The 19,007-nt window shown below is 55.7% G+C and carries 15 protein-coding genes; 2 read left to right on the top strand and 13 right to left on the bottom strand.

All coding sequences use genetic code 11. From position 1 onward, the window contains the following. Positions 1-328: 328 nt before the first annotated feature. From EUU25_RS00460 to EUU25_RS00440, 5 genes are all read right to left on the bottom strand, one after another. Positions 329-3,823: a DEAD/DEAH box helicase gene (locus EUU25_RS00460; protein ID WP_158897519.1), complete on the bottom strand. Its 3,495-nt coding sequence runs from the start codon at positions 3,821-3,823 to the stop codon at positions 329-331. Then, positions 3,807-4,583 carry a Hachiman antiphage defense system protein HamA gene (locus tag EUU25_RS00455; protein ID WP_246162822.1) on the bottom strand — a complete coding sequence of 259 codons (777 nt, stop codon included), beginning with the start codon at positions 4,581-4,583 and terminating at the stop codon, positions 3,807-3,809. The genes EUU25_RS00460 and EUU25_RS00455 overlap by 17 nt, the downstream gene beginning before the upstream one ends. Before the next feature lie 372 nt (positions 4,584-4,955). Next, entirely contained in the window at positions 4,956-5,171 is a 216-nt protein-coding gene (locus EUU25_RS00450; RefSeq protein WP_158897518.1) for a DUF5818 domain-containing protein, read from the bottom strand. 279 nt (positions 5,172-5,450) lie between these two features. Beyond that, entirely contained in the window at positions 5,451-5,891 is a 441-nt protein-coding gene (locus EUU25_RS00445; protein WP_158897517.1) for a hypothetical protein, read from the bottom strand. Positions 5,892-6,710: 819 nt separating this feature from the next. Continuing rightward, positions 6,711-7,703, bottom strand: coding sequence for an AraC family transcriptional regulator (locus EUU25_RS00440; protein ID WP_158897516.1), 993 nt, complete (start codon positions 7,701-7,703; stop codon positions 6,711-6,713). Positions 7,704-7,855: 152 nt separating this feature from the next. Between EUU25_RS00440 and EUU25_RS00435 the strand changes: the two genes are divergently transcribed. Then, positions 7,856-8,629, top strand: a complete 774-nt coding sequence (locus EUU25_RS00435) for a thioesterase family protein (protein ID WP_158897515.1) — start codon at positions 7,856-7,858, stop codon at positions 8,627-8,629. Here the strand turns inward: EUU25_RS00435 and EUU25_RS00430 are convergent. From EUU25_RS00430 to EUU25_RS00405, 6 genes are all read right to left on the bottom strand, one after another. After that, the gene (locus tag EUU25_RS00430; protein WP_158897514.1) at positions 8,626-9,867 is read right to left on the bottom strand and encodes an SAM-dependent methyltransferase; all 1,242 of its coding nucleotides are present in this window, start codon (positions 9,865-9,867) and stop codon (positions 8,626-8,628) included. The two genes, EUU25_RS00435 and EUU25_RS00430, sit on opposite strands and share 4 nt — an antisense overlap. 95 nt (positions 9,868-9,962) lie before the next feature. After that, complete coding sequence (locus EUU25_RS00425) at positions 9,963-10,931, bottom strand: septation protein IspZ (RefSeq protein ID WP_158897513.1); 969 nt, start codon at positions 10,929-10,931, stop codon at positions 9,963-9,965. Between the two features lie 4 nt (positions 10,932-10,935). Then, positions 10,936-12,177, bottom strand: a complete 1,242-nt coding sequence (gene rlmN / locus EUU25_RS00420; RefSeq protein ID WP_158897512.1) for a dual-specificity RNA methyltransferase RlmN — start codon at positions 12,175-12,177, stop codon at positions 10,936-10,938. Positions 12,178-12,230: 53 nt separating this feature from the next. Further along, positions 12,231-13,253 (bottom strand): sensor histidine kinase, encoded by a 1,023-nt coding sequence (locus EUU25_RS00415; RefSeq protein ID WP_158897511.1) that lies wholly within the window; start codon positions 13,251-13,253, stop codon positions 12,231-12,233. 146 nt (positions 13,254-13,399) lie between these two features. Next, positions 13,400-13,888 carry an invasion associated locus B family protein gene (locus tag EUU25_RS00410; protein ID WP_158897510.1) on the bottom strand — a complete coding sequence of 163 codons (489 nt, stop codon included), beginning with the start codon at positions 13,886-13,888 and terminating at the stop codon, positions 13,400-13,402. Then, a complete protein-coding gene (locus EUU25_RS00405) occupies positions 13,885-14,529 on the bottom strand; it encodes a histidine phosphatase family protein (RefSeq protein WP_158897509.1) in 645 nt (214 codons plus the stop codon). The genes EUU25_RS00410 and EUU25_RS00405 overlap by 4 nt, the downstream gene beginning before the upstream one ends. Positions 14,530-14,671: 142 nt before the next feature. Between EUU25_RS00405 and dnaN the strand changes: the two genes are divergently transcribed. Then, entirely contained in the window at positions 14,672-15,787 is a 1,116-nt protein-coding gene (gene dnaN / locus EUU25_RS00400) for a DNA polymerase III subunit beta (protein WP_158897508.1), read from the top strand. A gap of 35 nt (positions 15,788-15,822) precedes the next feature. Here the strand turns inward: dnaN and EUU25_RS00395 are convergent, their stop codons facing one another. Together EUU25_RS00395 and EUU25_RS00390 are read right to left on the bottom strand one after the other, a co-directional pair. Continuing rightward, positions 15,823-17,565 carry an N-acyl-D-amino-acid deacylase family protein gene (locus EUU25_RS00395; protein ID WP_158897507.1) on the bottom strand — a complete coding sequence of 581 codons (1,743 nt, stop codon included), beginning with the start codon at positions 17,563-17,565 and terminating at the stop codon, positions 15,823-15,825. A 74-nt stretch (positions 17,566-17,639) separates the two neighbouring features. Next, entirely contained in the window at positions 17,640-18,956 is a 1,317-nt protein-coding gene (locus tag EUU25_RS00390; RefSeq protein ID WP_246162820.1) for a methyltransferase family protein, read from the bottom strand. Between the last annotated feature and the right edge of the window lie 51 nt (positions 18,957-19,007).

The raw sequence follows: 19,007 nt of genomic DNA, 5'->3' as shown, positions 1-19,007 counted from the left end.
GAAGGTGCCCATACTGATCGATCAGGAGCCGACTTTCGTGCACACCATGCTGTTGGCAGTCATTGGCCGATGTTCGGCATTAGGCAATTTGAGAATGAAAACGTGCTCCTGCAAATTGCCACATATGAGTAAAAAGGTAACATAGGCTAATGCTGGCTCTACCGAACGGCCACTTCAAAACTCATCTTGCTAAAAACCCGCTGTTTTAGCTGATCAGCATAGAAACTTTGCAGCAGACAATAGCCGCAAATGAAATCAGGGCTTGCGCAACCGAGGGCTGCGCCATGCTGTACACGTCAGGTGATAGAATCCTGGAGCGGCTTGTCGATTAACTGCGCAACAGGTCTTCAGGACCGAGATATCGAACATCGACGGTATCGCCGAGCCAACCGACACTTGCCAATGCCAGTCCAAGCCGACCGGGATTGAGCGGTTCGACAAGACGTCCGAGAGGTTTGAAATCCGCGGAATAGACAAGCGTTTGGTCACCTGAGTCGACCAAGCGCAGCGCCGATCCAACCGGCGGGCCGACACTGTCCCATTCTACATCGCCCTCATGGTTTGTCGACGCCCAAGTCCGCCGTCGTTCTGGTGCCATACTCTCGATGAACTGAAGCCAGAGCCCATGCGATGCTATCGTCGGCCAATCGGGGTCTTCGCGTCCGTTGGCGACAGTGTCTTCACGCAACCAAGCACGTAATTCCGACATGGTAGTGAAATCCGCATTTGTCTGCGATACCGCACTAATCGCCGCCAAGCGCGAGCTGAAGCCCGCATGCATCAGCATGGCCGCCGATATGTTGAGAGAGCCGGTCTCGACGGCGCCCACCGCCAAGCCAAGCTCAACATCCTCCATCAACAACCCGCCTTCGAGCACATCTCTGTGTGCCAGTCCACGCACCCGCACTGCTTCCATAGCCCAGGGTAATTTATAGACGAGGGCTTGCTCAACGAATTTCAGGACTTCATCTTCCCTGCCAGCAGCAATAGGCGCGAGTGCGCGACCTTTGAGCCACGCATTCAGGATCGCAGGCCAGTCGTCAGGCAGGTCGTCGGGCGCGAAAGGAGAAATCGCAAATACCTTTTTGGCAAACGCCGTAATTGAGGCAATCGCTTCCTCCGCGTCATCGATGAGTATGGCTCCATTGGATCGAACAAGCAGCTCGTTCAATTCGGCGGCATCAGCATCCAAGGCTTCGCCAGTCGCAAGGCCAACGCCAGCAAGAAAATAACCTCGACGCTGCGAGGCTGTCGTCCGGGCCCAGATGAATTTCGCGCGCGCGACCAGTCCTGACTTCAGCAACTTCTGGACAGCCGGCGAGCGGTGCTGCAGGCGTCGCGTCCACAGCGACGAGGTCAGCACGTCATCGAGCATTGCCTCGATCTGATCGTCCGGCACTTCCTGCTCGCCGAGCATGCTGAGCAACGCTGTGTCGAGTGTTGTCAGATAGCCTGACCAGCGCCCACTTTCCTGTTCATTCATCTCGCTGGTTTCGGTCGGCATCACCGGGAACTCCCATGCAGTCACGCCGGCAAGATATTCTAGAACCGTCGTCATTGTCTTGGCCTTAGTCTTGCGGACGATCCGGCCCATCAACGAGAGTAGCAAACGCAATAGGCCACTTTCCATCTCCTTGCCCTTGGCGCTATCTACCATCACCTTCCATTCGGCACGACGACTGGTAAGCCGGTCGTACATTGGCATGAGCACTAGGCCTTCGACGTCAACATAAGCGCGGCCGGCACGTCCGACGACGTTGCGGAATTCAGCGATGTCGATTGGCTCGCTTCCGCGTTTGAGGCCGTGGAAGATCAACGTCGTGGCCGAGAGGTTTAGTCCCTGAGCAAGCGTTGGTGACGACACCGTCACCCGTAGGATACCATCGCGGAGCAAGCGCTCGACTTCCTTGCGATAGGGTGTGGGCAGCGCGCCATGATGGATCGCGACGCCGAGGCGCAGGCACGCCAACACCGGACTGTCGACGCCAAGCCACTCTGTCCCTATTGCAATTGCATTGTCCAGTACCACCGGGTCGTGATCGAGCACCGGCACGATCGATCCGCGCTTGGCAAGGTCGACGATAGCTTTGGCGAAAGGCTCGACCGACCGGCGTTGCGGGCAGAAGATCAGCACAGAGTGCCGATCTGCGACCATTGCCCAAGCTGTCGCGATGCACAGTTCGCGTTGATCGCACGGGAAAAAGCGCGTCTTGCGACCCTTAGGCAGTCTAGCTTTGATGAACCGCGGTACGAACGGTTTCTCTGCACCAACCGAGATTTCGAGTTTCGCGTGATTGCCACGCCATTCGACCTCGCCGTAGCGCAGGCGCGTTGGCCGCCAGTCCATCTTGATCAGTCCATCGTCTTGATCGCCCGTCAGCCACGCCGCGAAATCTTGCAACTGATCACCATCGGGAAGGATGGCCGAAAGACATACAATGCGCCGCGTCTTGGCATCGCTGCGCCGCAAGAGGCGCTGAATCTGAACCTCATAGCGGACTTCACGCTCGGTCAGTCCAATCATGTGGCCTTCGTCGAGGACGACGAGGCCTACGGTATCGAGTAGATTGGGGTCGTTACGAAGCGCGAAATCGAGCTTCTCAGGCGTCGCGACGATAATATCACTTTCACGCAGGAAATCTTCGTCGACATCGCTGACGCCTATCGCACCATACAGACTTGAGACCGTTTTACCGAGAGGCTGAAAGGTACGCTGAAGCGTCACTTCGGTCTGTGCCGAGAGCGCACGCAGCGGGGTAACGAACACGACGCGGCGCCCCGCCGCGAGACAGGCCAAAATACAAAGTTCAGCGACGCGCGTCTTTCCAGCACTCGTCGGTAACGAAACGACCATATTGTCATTGAGATTCAGCGCTCGGGCCGCAGCGTCGATCTGCGAAGGCCAAAGGTCGATCTCGGCACGACCCCGGCGGAGGAGCGACGCGATAAACAATTCGCGATATACGCCCCAATCCTGCGCTGCTCCGTCGTCTGGTACTTTGGGGAGGCGAACATGAAAGCTCGACGACCACATATCTTTGAGAAGATGGATGGTGAGCCGATGGCACCACCAGCTCGGTACCATGTTGAGTTCAGCCGCAGAGAAAAGGCCGCGATTCAGGCGATCGACTGCAGAGCCAATCAGCGCTTCATCGCCATTCTCGAACGCAAGTAGCGCGATGGCAAGCGCCGCCGTAAAATTGTCGGTCAGCGCCCGATCAACAACCTGCAATAGTGGTTCGTCTGACAGTTCGTCATCAGCATCGCCTGACGTTTGCACATCGTCGGCGCCTTCTACCTCGAGATGGGCAATCATCTCATCCTCTGATACAGTACCACGTTCCTCGCCGATCAACGCCTCGAGTGTCGTCAGGTCGCGCAACATGAGGAGCGCGACAGCGCGTTCCGGCACGCTAAAATTGGCATCGTTGAACCCCTCGTGCAGCAATGAGAAAGCCCGTGCTGCATACCGGGCGAGATGGTAGCAGGCACCGGCTATCAACCGGTGGAAATCCCGGTCGTTCGTAGAGCGGCCTCGCGACGTCGCCGCCTCAATTGCTGACGCGGCATGTTCGAAGGCACGTCGCGCCGCAGTAAATTCAGCCTGCTGATCGAGCAGGCGTAGGCCTAGGTTCATCAGCGAATAGGCGTAACTTAGGAGATCATAGGTGAGCAGCGTCGAGAATTGCGGTGCTTCAGGCGGCACTACTCCGTTGCGCCAGATCATCGCCCGCGCCTGTCCCTTCGCGAGGAGATCCTCACGGAACCCGGTCGTCGTCGCCTCTGTAATCAACTGCGCGATGACTTCAGGGCTTGTCGGCATCCGCAATCACCTTTTCGAAGACATCTTTGATAAACGCCTGATGGGTCGACACTCGCAGACCGACCGCGAATTGAGGTATCTTGCCGTTATAGGCGCTAAGGTTGGCTGTGAGGAGGCTGCTCGGATTATTTCCGGTGAACATGAACATCAAGTGCGATAGCTGATTGATCTCTATCCGAGCCTTTAACTGAAATTGATCGATCACCTCAGAGAGGGCTGTCTCGCCCGTTTCAAACAGTCGGTCCGCAACGAACGCAAGCGCATGCGGCGTTGGCCGGCCATTACTGGATCCAAGCGCTGTCCGCGCTTCATCGACTGTCTTCTTGCCGAGGGCGGCGCGGCTCTTGACCTCGCCCTTGAGGAATTTGACTGTAACTGAGGGATCAAGCCTTATTCCCAATATGTCGTCACCACGCATTGCCATCTCACGATGATCAGACCACCGCAACTTGTAAACGCCCACCGAATAGCCAGTGTACTCCGAAACGTAACTGGATGCTAGAATCTCTCCGAGGTCGCCCGACCGTGATTTGGCACCGTACGGCAACTTTGTTTTGATATACTCTGCCACGGCCGGCTTTCCGAGCATGTGTAATATCTGAGCAATGCGATCTGGTGCGGCATAGTGATTAGAGACAGCTGCAGCCAGGGATTTGATGCCGGTGCTTGCGACGGCCACAGTATCAGCCTCGAGATAGACGAGGCTGTGTGTTTTGACCTTGGTGACAGTCTCGTCACACCACGCTTTGATGCCCGCCACTTTGCATGCCCCTTTTGTCCTCTGTATCACAGTAACTCATTCGACGGCATCGTTTAAGTCAGCCTTCGGGCAAGATTTTCTCCGATCCTAACGAGCGATCGCCTCTTGTTATTCCATAATCCTGTATCGAAAACCAAAGTTGGATGGGCAGGACGGTAGCTTCTGGTGTTGTTAACGAACGTCCGCTAGTAGCGTTTTTTTGGCAGAAGCGGACCGTCAGGACTGTCCGACACACCGGACATCGGATCGTTCGACGCACAAGAAACGCCTGTGCCTACAGCCGTGGCGAAGTTAACGAAGCACCATGATATGGCCGTTGAAGCACACTTATACCGGTGCAATAAGCAAACGATCCGAGAACATGCCGCTATACTAAATTGTCGGAAAGTCTGGTCCAAGCGCGTCGACGTCGATCAAACGATCGGCTACAATTATTCCGGAAATGCGAACGCGCTTTTCAACGTGGTCGACCGGTACGCGGTGCATATCAAGCTTCCAGCGTCCGCCTATGTCTCGGCGCAACGCAAAGCCTCCGCCATCGCGAATTAGTGTTCCTGTTTCTTCGACTCGGCTTCCAATGGATGACATGAGCAATTGAGTACCGTTGAATTCTGTCCCAATCTATATAGAAACGCCACTTAGGGCTGCATTCACCTTTATTGATTAGAGATCGCAACGGATATGCTGGCTAATCCCCGCAGCAGCCGACATACCCCTCTTCTGATAGGCATATTCAAAAAAGCATTCCAACAAGGTACCGCCGTATTTGTTGAAAGCTATATCAAGCAGTTCTTTATAAGGTTGAAGCGGCTTGAGGCCCAGCTGCACGCAAAGGTTTCGTGTTTCATGGTATTGCGATGGCTTGAATCATTGCTTCGCGAATGAGCGCTTTCGTTCCTCTACGAAACGGTTTTGAGAATATTGTTCTGCTATAGAACGGTATTCCGCCGACCCATAAGGAATTTGTCTGCCATTGCCACATGTGTAAGTAGGCACCATAGGCTTGTAACCTGCAGCTAACCGAGCAGCGGTGCCAAGGGTGCGGCTGACACAAGTTCGTCGGCCCATTATTGGGCCTTGGTCTTCTAATTTGCGAATACCAAATCGAACGGCATCGGCAGGATTTATGCCTTTGAGCATGTATTTACGAACCGCCACGCTATTTCGCGTATATTGAATATCTACGATATGATCTGGCACAGGTTCCATATTCATGGATCGTTTTTGTCGACCGTTATGTTTGTTCATGACACTGGCGACCCATTTCGGAAGTAGTTCACAGAAATCTTTGTACAATTCTTCAGGCATATGCAAATTCCAGTGGACATCGCCCTTTTCAATCACGGCTATGTACGTAGGTTTGAACTGCTTATTGTGTTGTTTCGACCTTGTGCGAAGCCATCGGCAATATCTTTCATTACGCAATATCCGAAAGAGGTCCGTACTCGCTCCCATTAGTCCCCAATTGATTGTTACGAAGAGATTCAGTGGCTTGTCGAGCGTAACATTGGGCGCTGGGTACTTCCGATGTCCGTTTCCACCAATCTGACCAGCGAACCGCGATGCGTGATGCATGTTTCGGGCGGCAGATCGACTGATTGATTTTGATGATTTCGATTTTGACGACTTGATCAAAGTTGAATTGGACTTGTTAGACATGATGAGTTTGTTCCTAAGCAATACATATAGCTCTTAGGATGGCGGTCCCCGTTCTGACGGACCGATTTTTCGGATGTCCCAAATTGAAACAGTGCTCTGTGCAGCGGCTTTTAGCGGCTGCTGTGTAAAAACCGCTAAACCTAAATTTATTGTGGAAGAAACCTTCAAACCAAACTGCAACGATGCCTTCATAGTGTATCACAAATCATAAATCTGCGAACTATTAAAGCAATCCATTGGCTGTTTTCTTGATCGTGGATTGAGCAGAAGTGAGTTTAGTGCTACCCCGCACATTAGTCGGATCGATGCCCACGAATGAAAACTGTTTGGGCAAATTTTGGGCAAGAGTAAAAGTAGAGGCGCTTAAAATGCTGATTTCTAACACTATTGCTAATGCCCACCACCGCATTGACATCGCAGGGGTCGCAAGTTCAATCCTTGCTACGCCCACCATTTTCCCCTTCTATGTCAACTTTTACTGGGCGCGTGTCCGAACCAGCGTTTGAATGCACGCGTGAATGCCGACAGTTCGCTATAGCCGAGCAGCAAGGCAATTTCGCTTAATGTGCGTTGGTCTTCCAGAAAATAGAGTTTGCACAGATCCTGTCGCACCAGATCGACGAGCTCACGGAACGGATAATTTTCCTCCACCAATTTGCGGCGCAGCGTGCGTTCGCTCATTCCAAAAGATTGGGCCATCCGGTCCAGCGTGGGGGGTGATTTGTCGATTTCGTTGGAGAGATAAAAATAGCTGTAGGCAAGATGCTCCCTCCCTTCGGCCATCCAGTTGGCGGGTTGCTGGTACCTTTTGGTTGCCGCGTCGAACAGGCGCGGATTTGCATGGGGCGACGGGCGAAATACCTGGCGGGCCGCAATTTCCATACGTGTGGCAGGCTTCGAAAATTCGACGGTACAGCCGAAGGCTTCTTCATATTTCGACACAGCAAAGCGGGGTTTATGCTGGAAGTGTAATGCACGCAGTAGCGGGCGTTCACCCAATATCTGCCGCGACAACCGAGCATAAGTCGAGACCGAAAATTCGATGAAGGGGGCGTAGGAGACAACAAAGTCGGGATGACATTCCCAGATCAGATAAGGTGGCTTGCCGGCAGGTTCGAATGTCGTGCGAAACATATTTTGCCGCAGAATTTGAATCCCGACATTAGCCTCAATAACCGAGGCCAGATTCGCCTCTAGCCGGGTCGCGTAACCGAGATCGGAAAAATTCTGCATGGCGGCCTTGTCACCAAGCCGCAAATGGATCGAAGGATCTTTGAAATATTGCTCCAGAACGCTAAAAAAACGCAAGGCCAAGGGCGCCGACAGGCGGCTGAGAGGATTGCGTAACCGGACTTCATCAATCCCGACCGCTGCCAGCAAAGCCCGTTTGTCGGCCCCTTCCGCAACCGCCGCACGCAATATGCGCACCAGCAAGCTTGCAGAAATCGTGTCTGGGGCCAACGCCCGGCCATCTTGCGATAATGTTTTAACCCAGCTGTATATGCGACCACTCCTGCATGCCGTAGCGGAAGGATTGAACATGCCCCGCAAACGAAGGCAAGCCTGATTCTGGAAGGCTTGCGAGGCAAAATATCTGTCGCTAAGCCTTTGATATGAACCTAGCTGCCATATTGGAAAAATTCCAACCCGACGCGTCGACCCACCGCATTTCGATTCCACCCAGTTGGCATCAAGGGCGGACATCTTATGGCGGATTAAGCTCTGCACTCGCCTATCAGGCGGCAAAATTGTCCGCGGAGGAACTACCCCCGTTGCAGTCCGCGCAGATCGCTTTTGTGGGCCCACTGGCAGGCGATGTGGAAGTAACCGCGACCGTGCTACGCCGCGGCAAAAACACCGCCTTCGTAAAATCGGAAATCAGCAGCGCCGACGGAATCGGTCTATCCTGCACCTTCATTTTCATGAACCGGCGCACCAGCCATCTGGACTATGAAGAATTGCCGCGCCCCGACTTTCCTCCAATTCCAGCCGAGGAAAATGTGCGCAGCGGCCCGGCCGAATTTTTTACCGGGCATATGCAATATCCCGATAAAAGACTGGAACTGGGAATGGCGACAAACCGTCTCGCCAGTTGGCACCGCTTCACCGAACACAGCGGACTGGACCATGTAGCTGAGCTGCTCTGCATCGGCGATGCGCTGCCGCCTTCTGCCATGGGCCTGATGACGGAAAAAGGTATGGTGAGCTCTATGAATTGGCAGATCAACATGCTGACCAACACGCCTACGACCAAGGACGGGTGGTGGTTTCTCGAAAGCGAAACCCATCAGGCGGCCAATGGTGCGAGCAGCCAGTATATGACCGCCTGGAATAGCGAAGGCCAACCGATGCTGACCGGCATGCAGTCCGTCGCGATCTTCGTCTAGCGCGCTAGCAAGTCCCGTTCTGCCTGCGCCATATAATCGCGCGTGATGGGCAGGCTGCGGCGGTTGCGGACATATTGGATCTGGTAGTTGCACATGCCGCCCGATTCAAATGCTGCCGTCGCGCCCGCCAGATAGAAAATCCACATCCGGAAAAAGCGTTCGCCATATTGCGCCACGATGGTCTCACGGTGCGCACATACCCGCGCATACCATTCGCGAAGCGTCAGGGCATAATGCAGCCGTAGATTCTCGATATCGCTATGGATCAGTTTCACCTGTTCGCTGGCGGCCAAAGTTTCTGACAAGGCAGGGATATAGCCCCCGGGAAAGATGTACTTGCGGGTAAAGGCATCGGTGGCGCCGGGTTTCCCCATCCGCCCGATCGTGTGGAGCAGCATCACCCCGTCATCTTTCAAAAGATTGGCGCAGGCCCGAAAGAAGGTATCGAACTGGGGCACGCCAACATGTTCGAACATCCCGACCGAAACGATCCGGTCAAAATAGCCCGGTGCGCGTTTGGCGAGGACGCGATAGTCGAGCAATTCAAACCGGACCTTGTCCGACACGCCTGCAGCCTCCGCCCTTTCGCGGGCGAGTTTCAGCTGTTCCTCGCTTAAGGTGATGCCGAGAACCTCGACGCCTGCGACACGGTTGAGATAAAGCGCGGTCCCTCCCCAACCGCATCCAATATCAAGCACTTTCTGGCCCGGCTGCAATGCTAGCTTTGCCGCTATATGCGCCTTTTTGGTTAGTTGCGCGCTTTCCAGACTATCGTCGGCCTCGGACCAATAGGCACAACTATATTGCATGTCCTCATCGAGCCACAGGCGGTAAAAATCGTTGGATACATCATAATGATGCGCGACATTGGACCGCGAACTCGCCAGCGAATTGAGCTGCATCAACGGGCGCGCAAGGTAACGGAGCCATTTGCGAAAAGGTTTGGGGTCACCGATTTCCCCGCCATTCTCCCATGGATTGTTCCGGCGAATGATTTCGACGAAACCCATGATGTCGTCATTATCGACGCTCACATCGCCATTCATATAGGCTTCGCCCATTCCGAGGCGCGGGTTCAAAAGGATACGCGAAACAGCGGAAGAGGACTGGATCCGCATGGTGACGTCGGGCCAGCCGGATTGCCGCTCGCCATAATGACTTGCTTCGCCGTTTTGCGACAGGATTGTCAAACTACCTTGTTTAATCTTGCCACGCAAAATGCGGTCGAGCATCGACATAGTGCAACTTCCTCTGGTTTAGTTGCCCCCATTTTCGTTGGTACTATGTTTATTGTTACGGATGCATTTTTCAACCGCCCGTATTCGCGCCATCCTTAACCGTCGACAGACTTTGCATTTTGCCCGCGCGCGAACCGCAAGGCGAAGAAAACCAAAGCTATCACGATAAAGGAGTCAACAAAGGTCGTGTAGAAGAGCCAACTGTCGGTTGTCAGGAGCTTGGCCGCAGCATAGTTCAACGCGGCCATGATAACCCCAATACTCCCCATTGCAATCGCAAAGCGCCCGGGGTTCAAGTCCGAATAGGGCATATAGCGTGCGAGCCCTTTGCCGATATAAGGACCACCTCGCAGACCATCGATTAGGAAAATGCTCGCCGCAATCAGCCCCGTGATCGTCCCTCGCAGCTTTATCCATTCATCGTCATTCAGCCACAGCGCCAAAGCTGCTGAGATGCACAGCATGGCGATCCCAAAAAGCGCAAGGCCGCCCGTCACATCGATCTTCGTAATCCGCTGGAATAACACCAGTCCAAATCCCACCACGACGCCAACCATTGCTGCGGTTTGCAGGTCGGTCATTTTGGCGATCAGATAAAAGAGCAGGCCGGTCACCACGTCTACGGCGAATGGTAAACGGTTTTCCTTGGCAAGCACGCCGCCATTCATCGGCGCGCCGGTAGTACCCTGCGCCATTTTCATACTGGCGGAAAGGCTGTCATTCTCGGTCGCTGCCTCACGGTATTTTTCTGGATAGGCCGGCACTTGTCCTTTGTGGCTTTCGTAAATCGTCCGGCCGTCCAACCGCGCAACAATTCCCGTCGTCCATATTCCGATATAGCCGAACTCCACTTCAACGGTTCGTCCATCCGGCAAAGTTGCATTGAGTAGATGGTTACGGACAGCATCGGATCCAAACACAGGCGTCCGGTCCGAAGCCTGTTCCACTCCCAGCATCAACAAAGTCGAATGCAACCCGTCGCCCTTCGCGCGGCTTACAACGGAAAAATTTATGCCATCAACGTTGAAGCGCCGGGTCGGGTATCGCCACCAGGTAAAGCTCATAAACTCAGCCGAGCGCGGCCTGCTTTTCTTCGGCCAACCGGTCGAGTTCGGCACGGCTCTTCTTTTCGCTCGACGACTTCAACTGGCCACAGGCCGCCATGATATCGCGTCCCCGCGGCGTGCGTATCGGCGCGCTTATTCCGGATTCAAAAATGATGCTGGAAAAGCGCTTGATACGATCGGGATCGGAGCATTCGTAAATGGCCCCCGGCCAGGGGTTGAACGGAATAAGGTTCACCTTTGCCGGCAACTTATACTGCCGGATCAGATTCACCAGTTCGCGCGCATCCTCATCGCTGTCATTCTTGTCCTTCAGCATCACATATTCAAATGTGATCCGCCGGGCGTTGCTCACCCCGGGATATTCCGCGCAAGCCCGCAGCAGTTCGTCGAGACCATATTTGCGGTTGATGGGAACGATCTCGTCCCGGATTTCCTTGGTGACCGCGTGCAACGACACGGCCAGATTGACGTTTATTTCGTCCCCGGCACGGGCCATCATCGGAACGACGCCGCTGGTCGACAGGGTAATGCGTCGCCGCGACAATCCCAACCCATCACCATGCATCACGATCTTCATCGCATCGCGGACATTGTCGAAATTATAAAGTGGTTCGCCCATGCCCATCAACACGATGTTGGTGAGCATCCGGCCGTCGGCGGTGTAGTGGCCGACATCGTCATCTTCGTCATCCTGATCGGCGGCACTCGCCATATTGCCCTTGGGCCATTCCCCGAGCGCGTCGCGCGCGAGCATCACCTGCCCCACAATCTCGCCCGGCGTTAGATTGCGCACCAACCGCATGGTACCGGTATGGCAAAAGCGGCAGTTGAGCGTGCAACCCACCTGGCTGGAAATGCACAAAGTTCCCCGATCTGCATCGGGTATGAACACCATCTCATAATCTTGCGCGTCGTCGGTGCGCAAAAGCCATTTGCGGGTGCCATCGGACGAAACCTGCGCCTCGACTACCTCCGGGCGACCGATCACAAAGCGATCGGCAAGCCACGGGCGCATCGTTTTGGCAATATCGGTCATCGCTTCGAACGACGTCACACCCCGATGGTAAATCCAGTGAAAAACCTGTTTCGACCGAAGCTTCGCCGCCTTTTCATCCAATTGTGATTCTTCGAACAATTGCCGGATTTGCAAGTGGCTAAGGCCCATGAGGTCGATACGACCATCGGCACGCGGGGTGATGGCGCGCGGGGTTACTACGGGATCGATATGGCCAGGAATCTGCATGATGGCCGGGCATATAGGGTGGATTGCGCGTAATTGCCAGCGCAGCAGCAGGATCAGATGCGGGCGATCGTGACCTTGGTTCCAGGCCCTTGATCGGTAACAACAACATTTGCCTGTAATTGGGCGGCAAGAGCCTCCACAATTCCGGTGCCCAATCCCGGTTTACGGTCTTGCTCATCCCTTGGCATCCCGACACCGTCATCAGTGACCGTAAGCGCCCACCCTGCTCCAACCGTTTTGTAATCAACCAAGATAGTGCCCGTCTGCGTCCGTCCGGGAAAGGCGTGCTTCAGGGCGTTTATCACCAGTTCGGTCACGATAAGACCCAAGCTGACCGATGTGTCGGGATCGACAATGCTGTTATCAACCGTCGTCGCGATCGACAGACGCTGCGGGTCCCCGATCATCGATGCGCCGATGCTCATGCATAGGTCGCGAAAATAGGATGCGAGAGCGACATTCTCCACTGAGGTGGTCGCCAGATGCTTTTGCAACATCGCAATGGACATGACGCGATTATGGGCATCGCGCAGATGGTCTCGCGTTTCGCTCGACTGCACCTTGCGTGCAGTTTGCAACAGGACGCTGGCAATGATCTGGAGACTGTTTGCAACCCGATGTTGTATTTCATGGAGGAGCAGTTGCTTTTCCCGAATCAGGTCATCCTTGATTTTTTCCGCCAAACGCTGTGACGTAACATCGGTAATCGCCAACACTACGCGGATGTGCTCTGCTTCGAAATAGTCCAGAGTATGTGCGTTTATCAACAAACGCAGCGTGTCCTTGCCGGAACGGACCAAGTCCATTTCATACACATCGATCGATGCATTTCCTGCAATAGTTGCTTTTAGCAGCGAGTTGAGTTGCGGGACATTCCATTCGCCGTTTCCGATATCGGAAAACTTCCGACCGGCCACGCCCGCGCGCTCCACCCCGAATGCGTCGCAGAAGGAAGAACTGGCCGCAATGATTGTCAGATCGTCATCAAGCAAGACAAGCGGCGAAAACGACGAAGAAACCAGCGCGATCGACATATTGTCGGCGTGTGATGGCAAAGGTGTCACTGATTTTTCCATGGCACAAAGCCGTCATGAACTGGAAACCCGCAAATTGCTTGTTTTAGCCAGGCGCATCGTTTCACAGCCGTCATTTCTGCGGAACCGGTTCGCCCTATCAGACTTGCTGTGTCTTCGTGAATCAATTCGGGTGGGTCGATGAAGGGCTATTTCGTAGGCACGCAGCCAATTGCCGCTGAATCTATGGCGCTCGGTGCCCCGCGCAACGAATAGGCATCCACGATGGAACGCCCGTCCCGGCCAATGGATTCCACGCTCAAAGACGTCGCCGAACGCATGGCAGCAATGATAGCGAGATCCATCCTGCGGTCTGTCGCCCACCCGGAACTGCCCTCCGCCCGCAAGCGGAAACGGCGACCACCTGCACTCAGGGTAATGCCGCTGTTGGTTGAACGTTCCCGCGACAAGCGGACATAAATCTGGTGCGTGACTTTGCGATTTGGCCAAAAACCGATCGACAGGAACGCCTTGGCCGTCGGTTTGCCCATCGTTTCCTCAGGCGCCGAGATGGCATAACAGCGCAGCGGAGTCGCGTCGCGGAAGGCGGCCCAACCATAATAGACGCCCAAGCGGTCTTTGGCGGCAAGGGGCGCGGCAAGCGCGGCGACACCCAGCAACCAGACGCCAAATCTCACGCCCGTTCCCCTGAACCTTCGCCATCAATGACAAGATGTTCGACCCCGTCCCGGATCATGACCATGCTTCCCTGCGCCAGGCTGGAAGCAATCGGCGCATCAAAACCATTCAGTGACGGCTGGCCCAACATCAGCCCCCGCAAAACACGCGCCGTCATCCCGTGGCATATGACAAGCAGGTCCTGCTCGAAACTTTGCTCTGCGATCCAGTGGGAGAGCCTGCGCGCGACATCGTCATACCATTCCCCGCCTTCGGGCCGGACCGAGAAAAGGCGGTGCTCCATGTCGACAATGGGGCCTATTTCTGCGGCAATGTCGGAATAGGTGCGGCTCGACCAAGTGCCGACGTCAATTTCCAGCAGGCGGTCATCGCGGCATGTCTGGTGCCAGTCGGCATCGATCTCTTCCGCAATCAACGCCAATGTCTGCAAGGCCCGTCCGGCGGTCGAGGACCAGAGCTGCGGCCGTGGATCATCGCCGAGATAGTTATGGAGCGCCCGCCCCATGACCCGCGCCTGCACGCAGCCATCCCAGGTCAGCGGCGTATGCAACTCCGCTTGACCCTGCATGCGTGCGATTTTGTTGAACACAGTTTCACCGTGACGTGCGATGAAAACCCTTTTTCCCCCGGTCGAAATCATGGCGGCGCTTATTCCACAGCTTATTGCACATGGCAAAAGCTATCGACTTGCCCTTGTGGACAAAGCGGTTAAGGAAGATTCGCCGAAAGAATAGCGCTTTCCGGCGGATTTACGGGCAGGCAGCCCGATTAGGGGAATTGGAATGAGAGCCACGATAGAACGCGCGACCCTGCTGAAAAGCCTGAGCCACGTCCAATCGGTTGTCGAACGGCGCAACACCATCCCGATTTTGTCGAACGTCCTGATCGAGGCGAGCGACAATGGCCAGATTAAGCTGACCGCGACTGACCTTGATTTGCAGATTGTCGAAACCTTCGCCGCCGATGTGGAAACCCCCGGTGCGACCACCGTTTCGGCGCATACATTGTTCGAAATCGCCCGCAAACTGCCCGATGGCAGCCAGGTGCAACTGCACGCCGCCGATGGCCGCATGGCCGTCAACGCCGGCCGTGCACGCTTCAGCCTTGCGACCCTGCCGCGTGACGATTTCCCGATGATTGCCGAGGGCGAATTGCCCACGTCATTCGAGATCCCCGCCAGCTCGCTGGTGCAGATTATCGACAAGACGCGCTTTGCAATCTCGACCGAAGAAACCCGCTATTATCTCAACGGCATTTTCCTGCACGTCACCGAAGATGCGGAACCCGTGTTGAAAGCCGCAGCGACCGACGGACACCGTCTCGCGCGCGTCACCCTGCCCCGCCCGGCGGGTGCCGAGGGCATGCCTGACATCATCGTGCCGCGCAAATGCGTCGCAGAAATCCGCAAGCTGCTGGACGAAAGCGGCGACAATTCCATTCAGGTCGACCTGTCGGCATCGAAGATCCGCTTCACCTTTGACAGCGTGATCCTCACCTCAAAGCTGATCGACGGCACCTTCCCCGATTATAGCCGCGTCATTCCAACGGCGAATGACAAGCTGCTCAAAATCGACCCCAAGGCGTTCAGCCAGGGCGTCGACCGCGTGGCCACCATCGCGACCGAAAAGACCCGCGCCGTCAAGATGGCGCTCGACAAGGACAAGATCACGCTGTCCGTAACTTCGCCTGAAAATGGCACGGCCGCGGAAGAAGTGTCGGGTCAGTATTCGAGCGACGGGTTCGAAATCGGTTTCAACGCGCGCTATCTGATGGACATTTTAAGCGAGATTGAAGGCGATGTGGTCGAACTCCACCTCGCCGATGCCAGCGCACCGACCCTCATTCGCGAGAATGACAAGTCGAGCGCCCTCTATGTGCTGATGCCGATGCGGGTTTGATCAACTCAAACCCGCTCGCACATTCGGAAATTAGGTTACTCGGCCGCTTCGGCCATTTCGATATTTTGTGGACCACGCACAACAGTGCCTGGCAGCGCCCCGGTCATCGCGCCGTCGCGGAAGGTCACGACGCCTGACTTGATCGTGGCGACATAACCCGTCGCCTTTTGCAGCAAACGCTTGCCTCCGGCAGGTAGGTCAAAGGCCAGCCATGGCTTTTGCAGACGCAAATTGTCGAAATCGATCACATTGATATCGGCGAGGTAACCGGGCTTCAGCACGCCGCGATCGTTCAGCCCATATAGCTGGGCTGTGTCATGGCATTGCCGTTTGACCGCGAGCTCCAGCGGGATTGTTCCCGCCTTGCGGTCGCGTGCCCAATAGCTCAGCAAAAACGTCGGTGCCGCAGCATCGCAAATCGTTCCGCAATGCGCGCCACCATCAGATAGCGAAGCCAGCGTATCGTCCGACTCCAAAAGCTCTTTGGTGAAGTCCAGATTGCCATCCATATAATTGAGGATGGGCAGATAGATCATGCCGTTGCCATCATCCTGCATCAACTGGTCATAGGCATATTCGGCGGCATCCTTGCCGGCGGCGCTGGCAAATCCGAAGACGCTTTCTTCGCGCGTAGGTTCGTAACTAAAATCATCCACCAGCGGGAATTGCATGGCCCATGCGGCTGTGACGAGCATGAAGAAGGGTGCCATGTCCGGCGATGGCGGGGGAATATTGTCCTCAGCCAATATCTGCGCCTTGAATTGCGGATCGGACAGCTTTGCCTTTTGCTGGTCCCACGGCAGGTCCTTGATCGCGTCCCAGCTTGGCTTGCGCATGAACGGGTGCACGGTGCCGCGCCAGTTCATGATGACGCCGATACCCCGCAGCCCAATTGCAGCAACAATCTTTGCGCCATTGTCGTTGGCCGACCGCATCGCGGCCATCTGGTCTTTCCAGTGCATCTGCTTGATTGGCGATTGCAGCATGGAAAAGACGATGGGTTGGCCGGTTTCATCCGATAGCCGCCGCATCCAGCCAAATTCGTCCCATTCGGGCAACAGGTCGGATGTGAGTTCAAAAACACCATGCCCCGCCCGTGCCATTGCCCGGCCAAGCGCGAGCAGTTCGGCTTCGGTCGCTGTCGTCCCAGGTACCAGTTCTCCATCAATCGATTTGTGCAACACGGTCCGCGAGGTGGAGACGCCCAAGGCACCGGCCCGCACACCTTCTTCGACCAGCCGCGCCATTTCGCCGATATCGGCTTCCGTCGGCTCTTCATTATCGGCACCGCGCTCACCCATCACATAGGCACGAAGCGCGCCGTGCGGAACATGGGTGCCAATGTCGATGGTACGCGGCAGACGCTCCAACGCGTCAAGATAATCCGGGAAGCTTTCCCAGTCCCACTTCATGCCCTCGGCCAGCGCCGTGCCGGGGATATCCTCGACCCCCTCCATAAGTCCGATAAGCCATTCATGCTTATCCTTGCGCGCAGGTGCAAAACCGACGCCGCAATTGCCCATGACAGCCGTCGTCACGCCATGCCAGCTGGACGGCGCCATCTCGCTGTCCCAAGTGGCCTGACCATCATAATGCGTGTGGATATCGACAAAGCCGGGTGCAACAATCTTGCCGCTGGCATCGATTTCTTCGCGACCCTGTGTGCTGATATGCCCGATCGCGGTAATGACCCCTCCGTCTATGGCGATATCGCCAGAATAACGCGCGGCCCCCGTGCCATCGACAATCGTTCCTCCGCGTATAACCAGATCATGCATGCCGACTCTCCTCTATCCTCCCGTGGAGAATAGCAGCATTAATCGAACGGTTAAAGTCTGGTTGCGCAGACACCCTATTCGGCGGGCTGCACGTCCTGTGCCTTGCGCAAGCGGTTGCCTGCCAGTCCGCTCAAGGCGGTGAAAAAGCGGGGGACGAGCGCGTTCCGGTTCATCCAGGCCGCATATTCGGCATAGGCGGGATCGGCCATGAGATGCTTCTCTTCGGTCTTGGCGCGCCAATAGTAGATTCCGCTCACGAGCGCGAGGATCGCTGTATTGCGGATCATGTCGGCTGTACTGCCGGTTGTGACCAGAAAGGGCATGGTTGCTAGCCACCAATAGCTGTTCTTGCTCAAATAGGCAGGATGCTTGGTAAAGGCATAGGGACCATGTGTCAGGATGCCGCGATGGGTCAGGTTGGAAAAGCGCAGGCCGAACGCCACGGTTGCCCAGGCATAGATGCCGGTCAGAACAACCAGTAGCCCGCCCCATATCCACAACAGCACTGTCTGTCCTTCAAACCAATAGGCCCAGTCGCTGGTGCCGATATGATAGTCCAAGGGCCCGCCATTGTTCATCAGGATGAAGGGCGGATAGCACATCAGCGCCGCAACCCAGCCGGCCAGATAGGGATTGGCCGTGCGGATATGCGCATCCAACGGCTTCATGGTCAGCATATAGCCGACAGTAGCAAATTGCACGTCGACCAGAAACATGGCGGTGATCAAGGCGTTGGCCAGCCAGACGGGGTTGGTCACCACCTCGGCAAAATTCATGTTCACAATATCGCGGAAGCCGCCCGGAACGATGGAGATCATGAACGCTAGGAAGAACCCTTTGACCGCCCATGCGCGCAGATGGTGGAAGATTTCGTCTTTGTCCCAATCGTCGCGGCCCGCGATCCACGCACCCAGATGCCATGCCCCGTCGCGGGGGTTCACGAGATAGCGATCCAGCCAGACGACGTAGACAACGGAAAGAAGCACCAACGGAATGGCCGCCGCCTCGAACATTTCCATCGAAAACAGATAATTGCCGTCCCAATAAAAGCGGCAGAGGCCGTATATGGCTGCAATCGCACCCCAAGTGGCCCACAGCCCGGCAATTTTGACGATGCTGATATCCAGTACATCGGCAACGGGCCGCTTCAGCGACCAATCCAGTCCTGTGGAAGGCCGCCTGTGCACCTTGTCGACCAGCAGGGACCAGAGGACCATTGGCAGACCGCAAAATACCAGCGCGACCATCGCGGAATAGGCACCGTCCGCGCGCTCGGGCCAGCCTGAAAAGCCAAGACTTTCCATGATCATGCCGAAATTTCGCGCAATCAGGACCGCCAGCGCCAGACCCAACAGACCGCACAGGCCGACAGCGGTGCTGACGGCGGACACGGGTCTGGAATCAGGGGTCGCTATTGGGTCGTCCTTCACAGGTCCGTGGAT

Origin of the sequence: Sphingorhabdus lacus, from assembly GCF_009768975.1 — a bacterium.
Classification (GTDB): domain Bacteria; phylum Pseudomonadota; class Alphaproteobacteria; order Sphingomonadales; family Sphingomonadaceae; genus Sphingorhabdus_B; species Sphingorhabdus_B lacus.
Note: the sequence above shows the minus strand (reverse complement) of the source record. Positions and strands in the feature narration are given on the sequence as shown.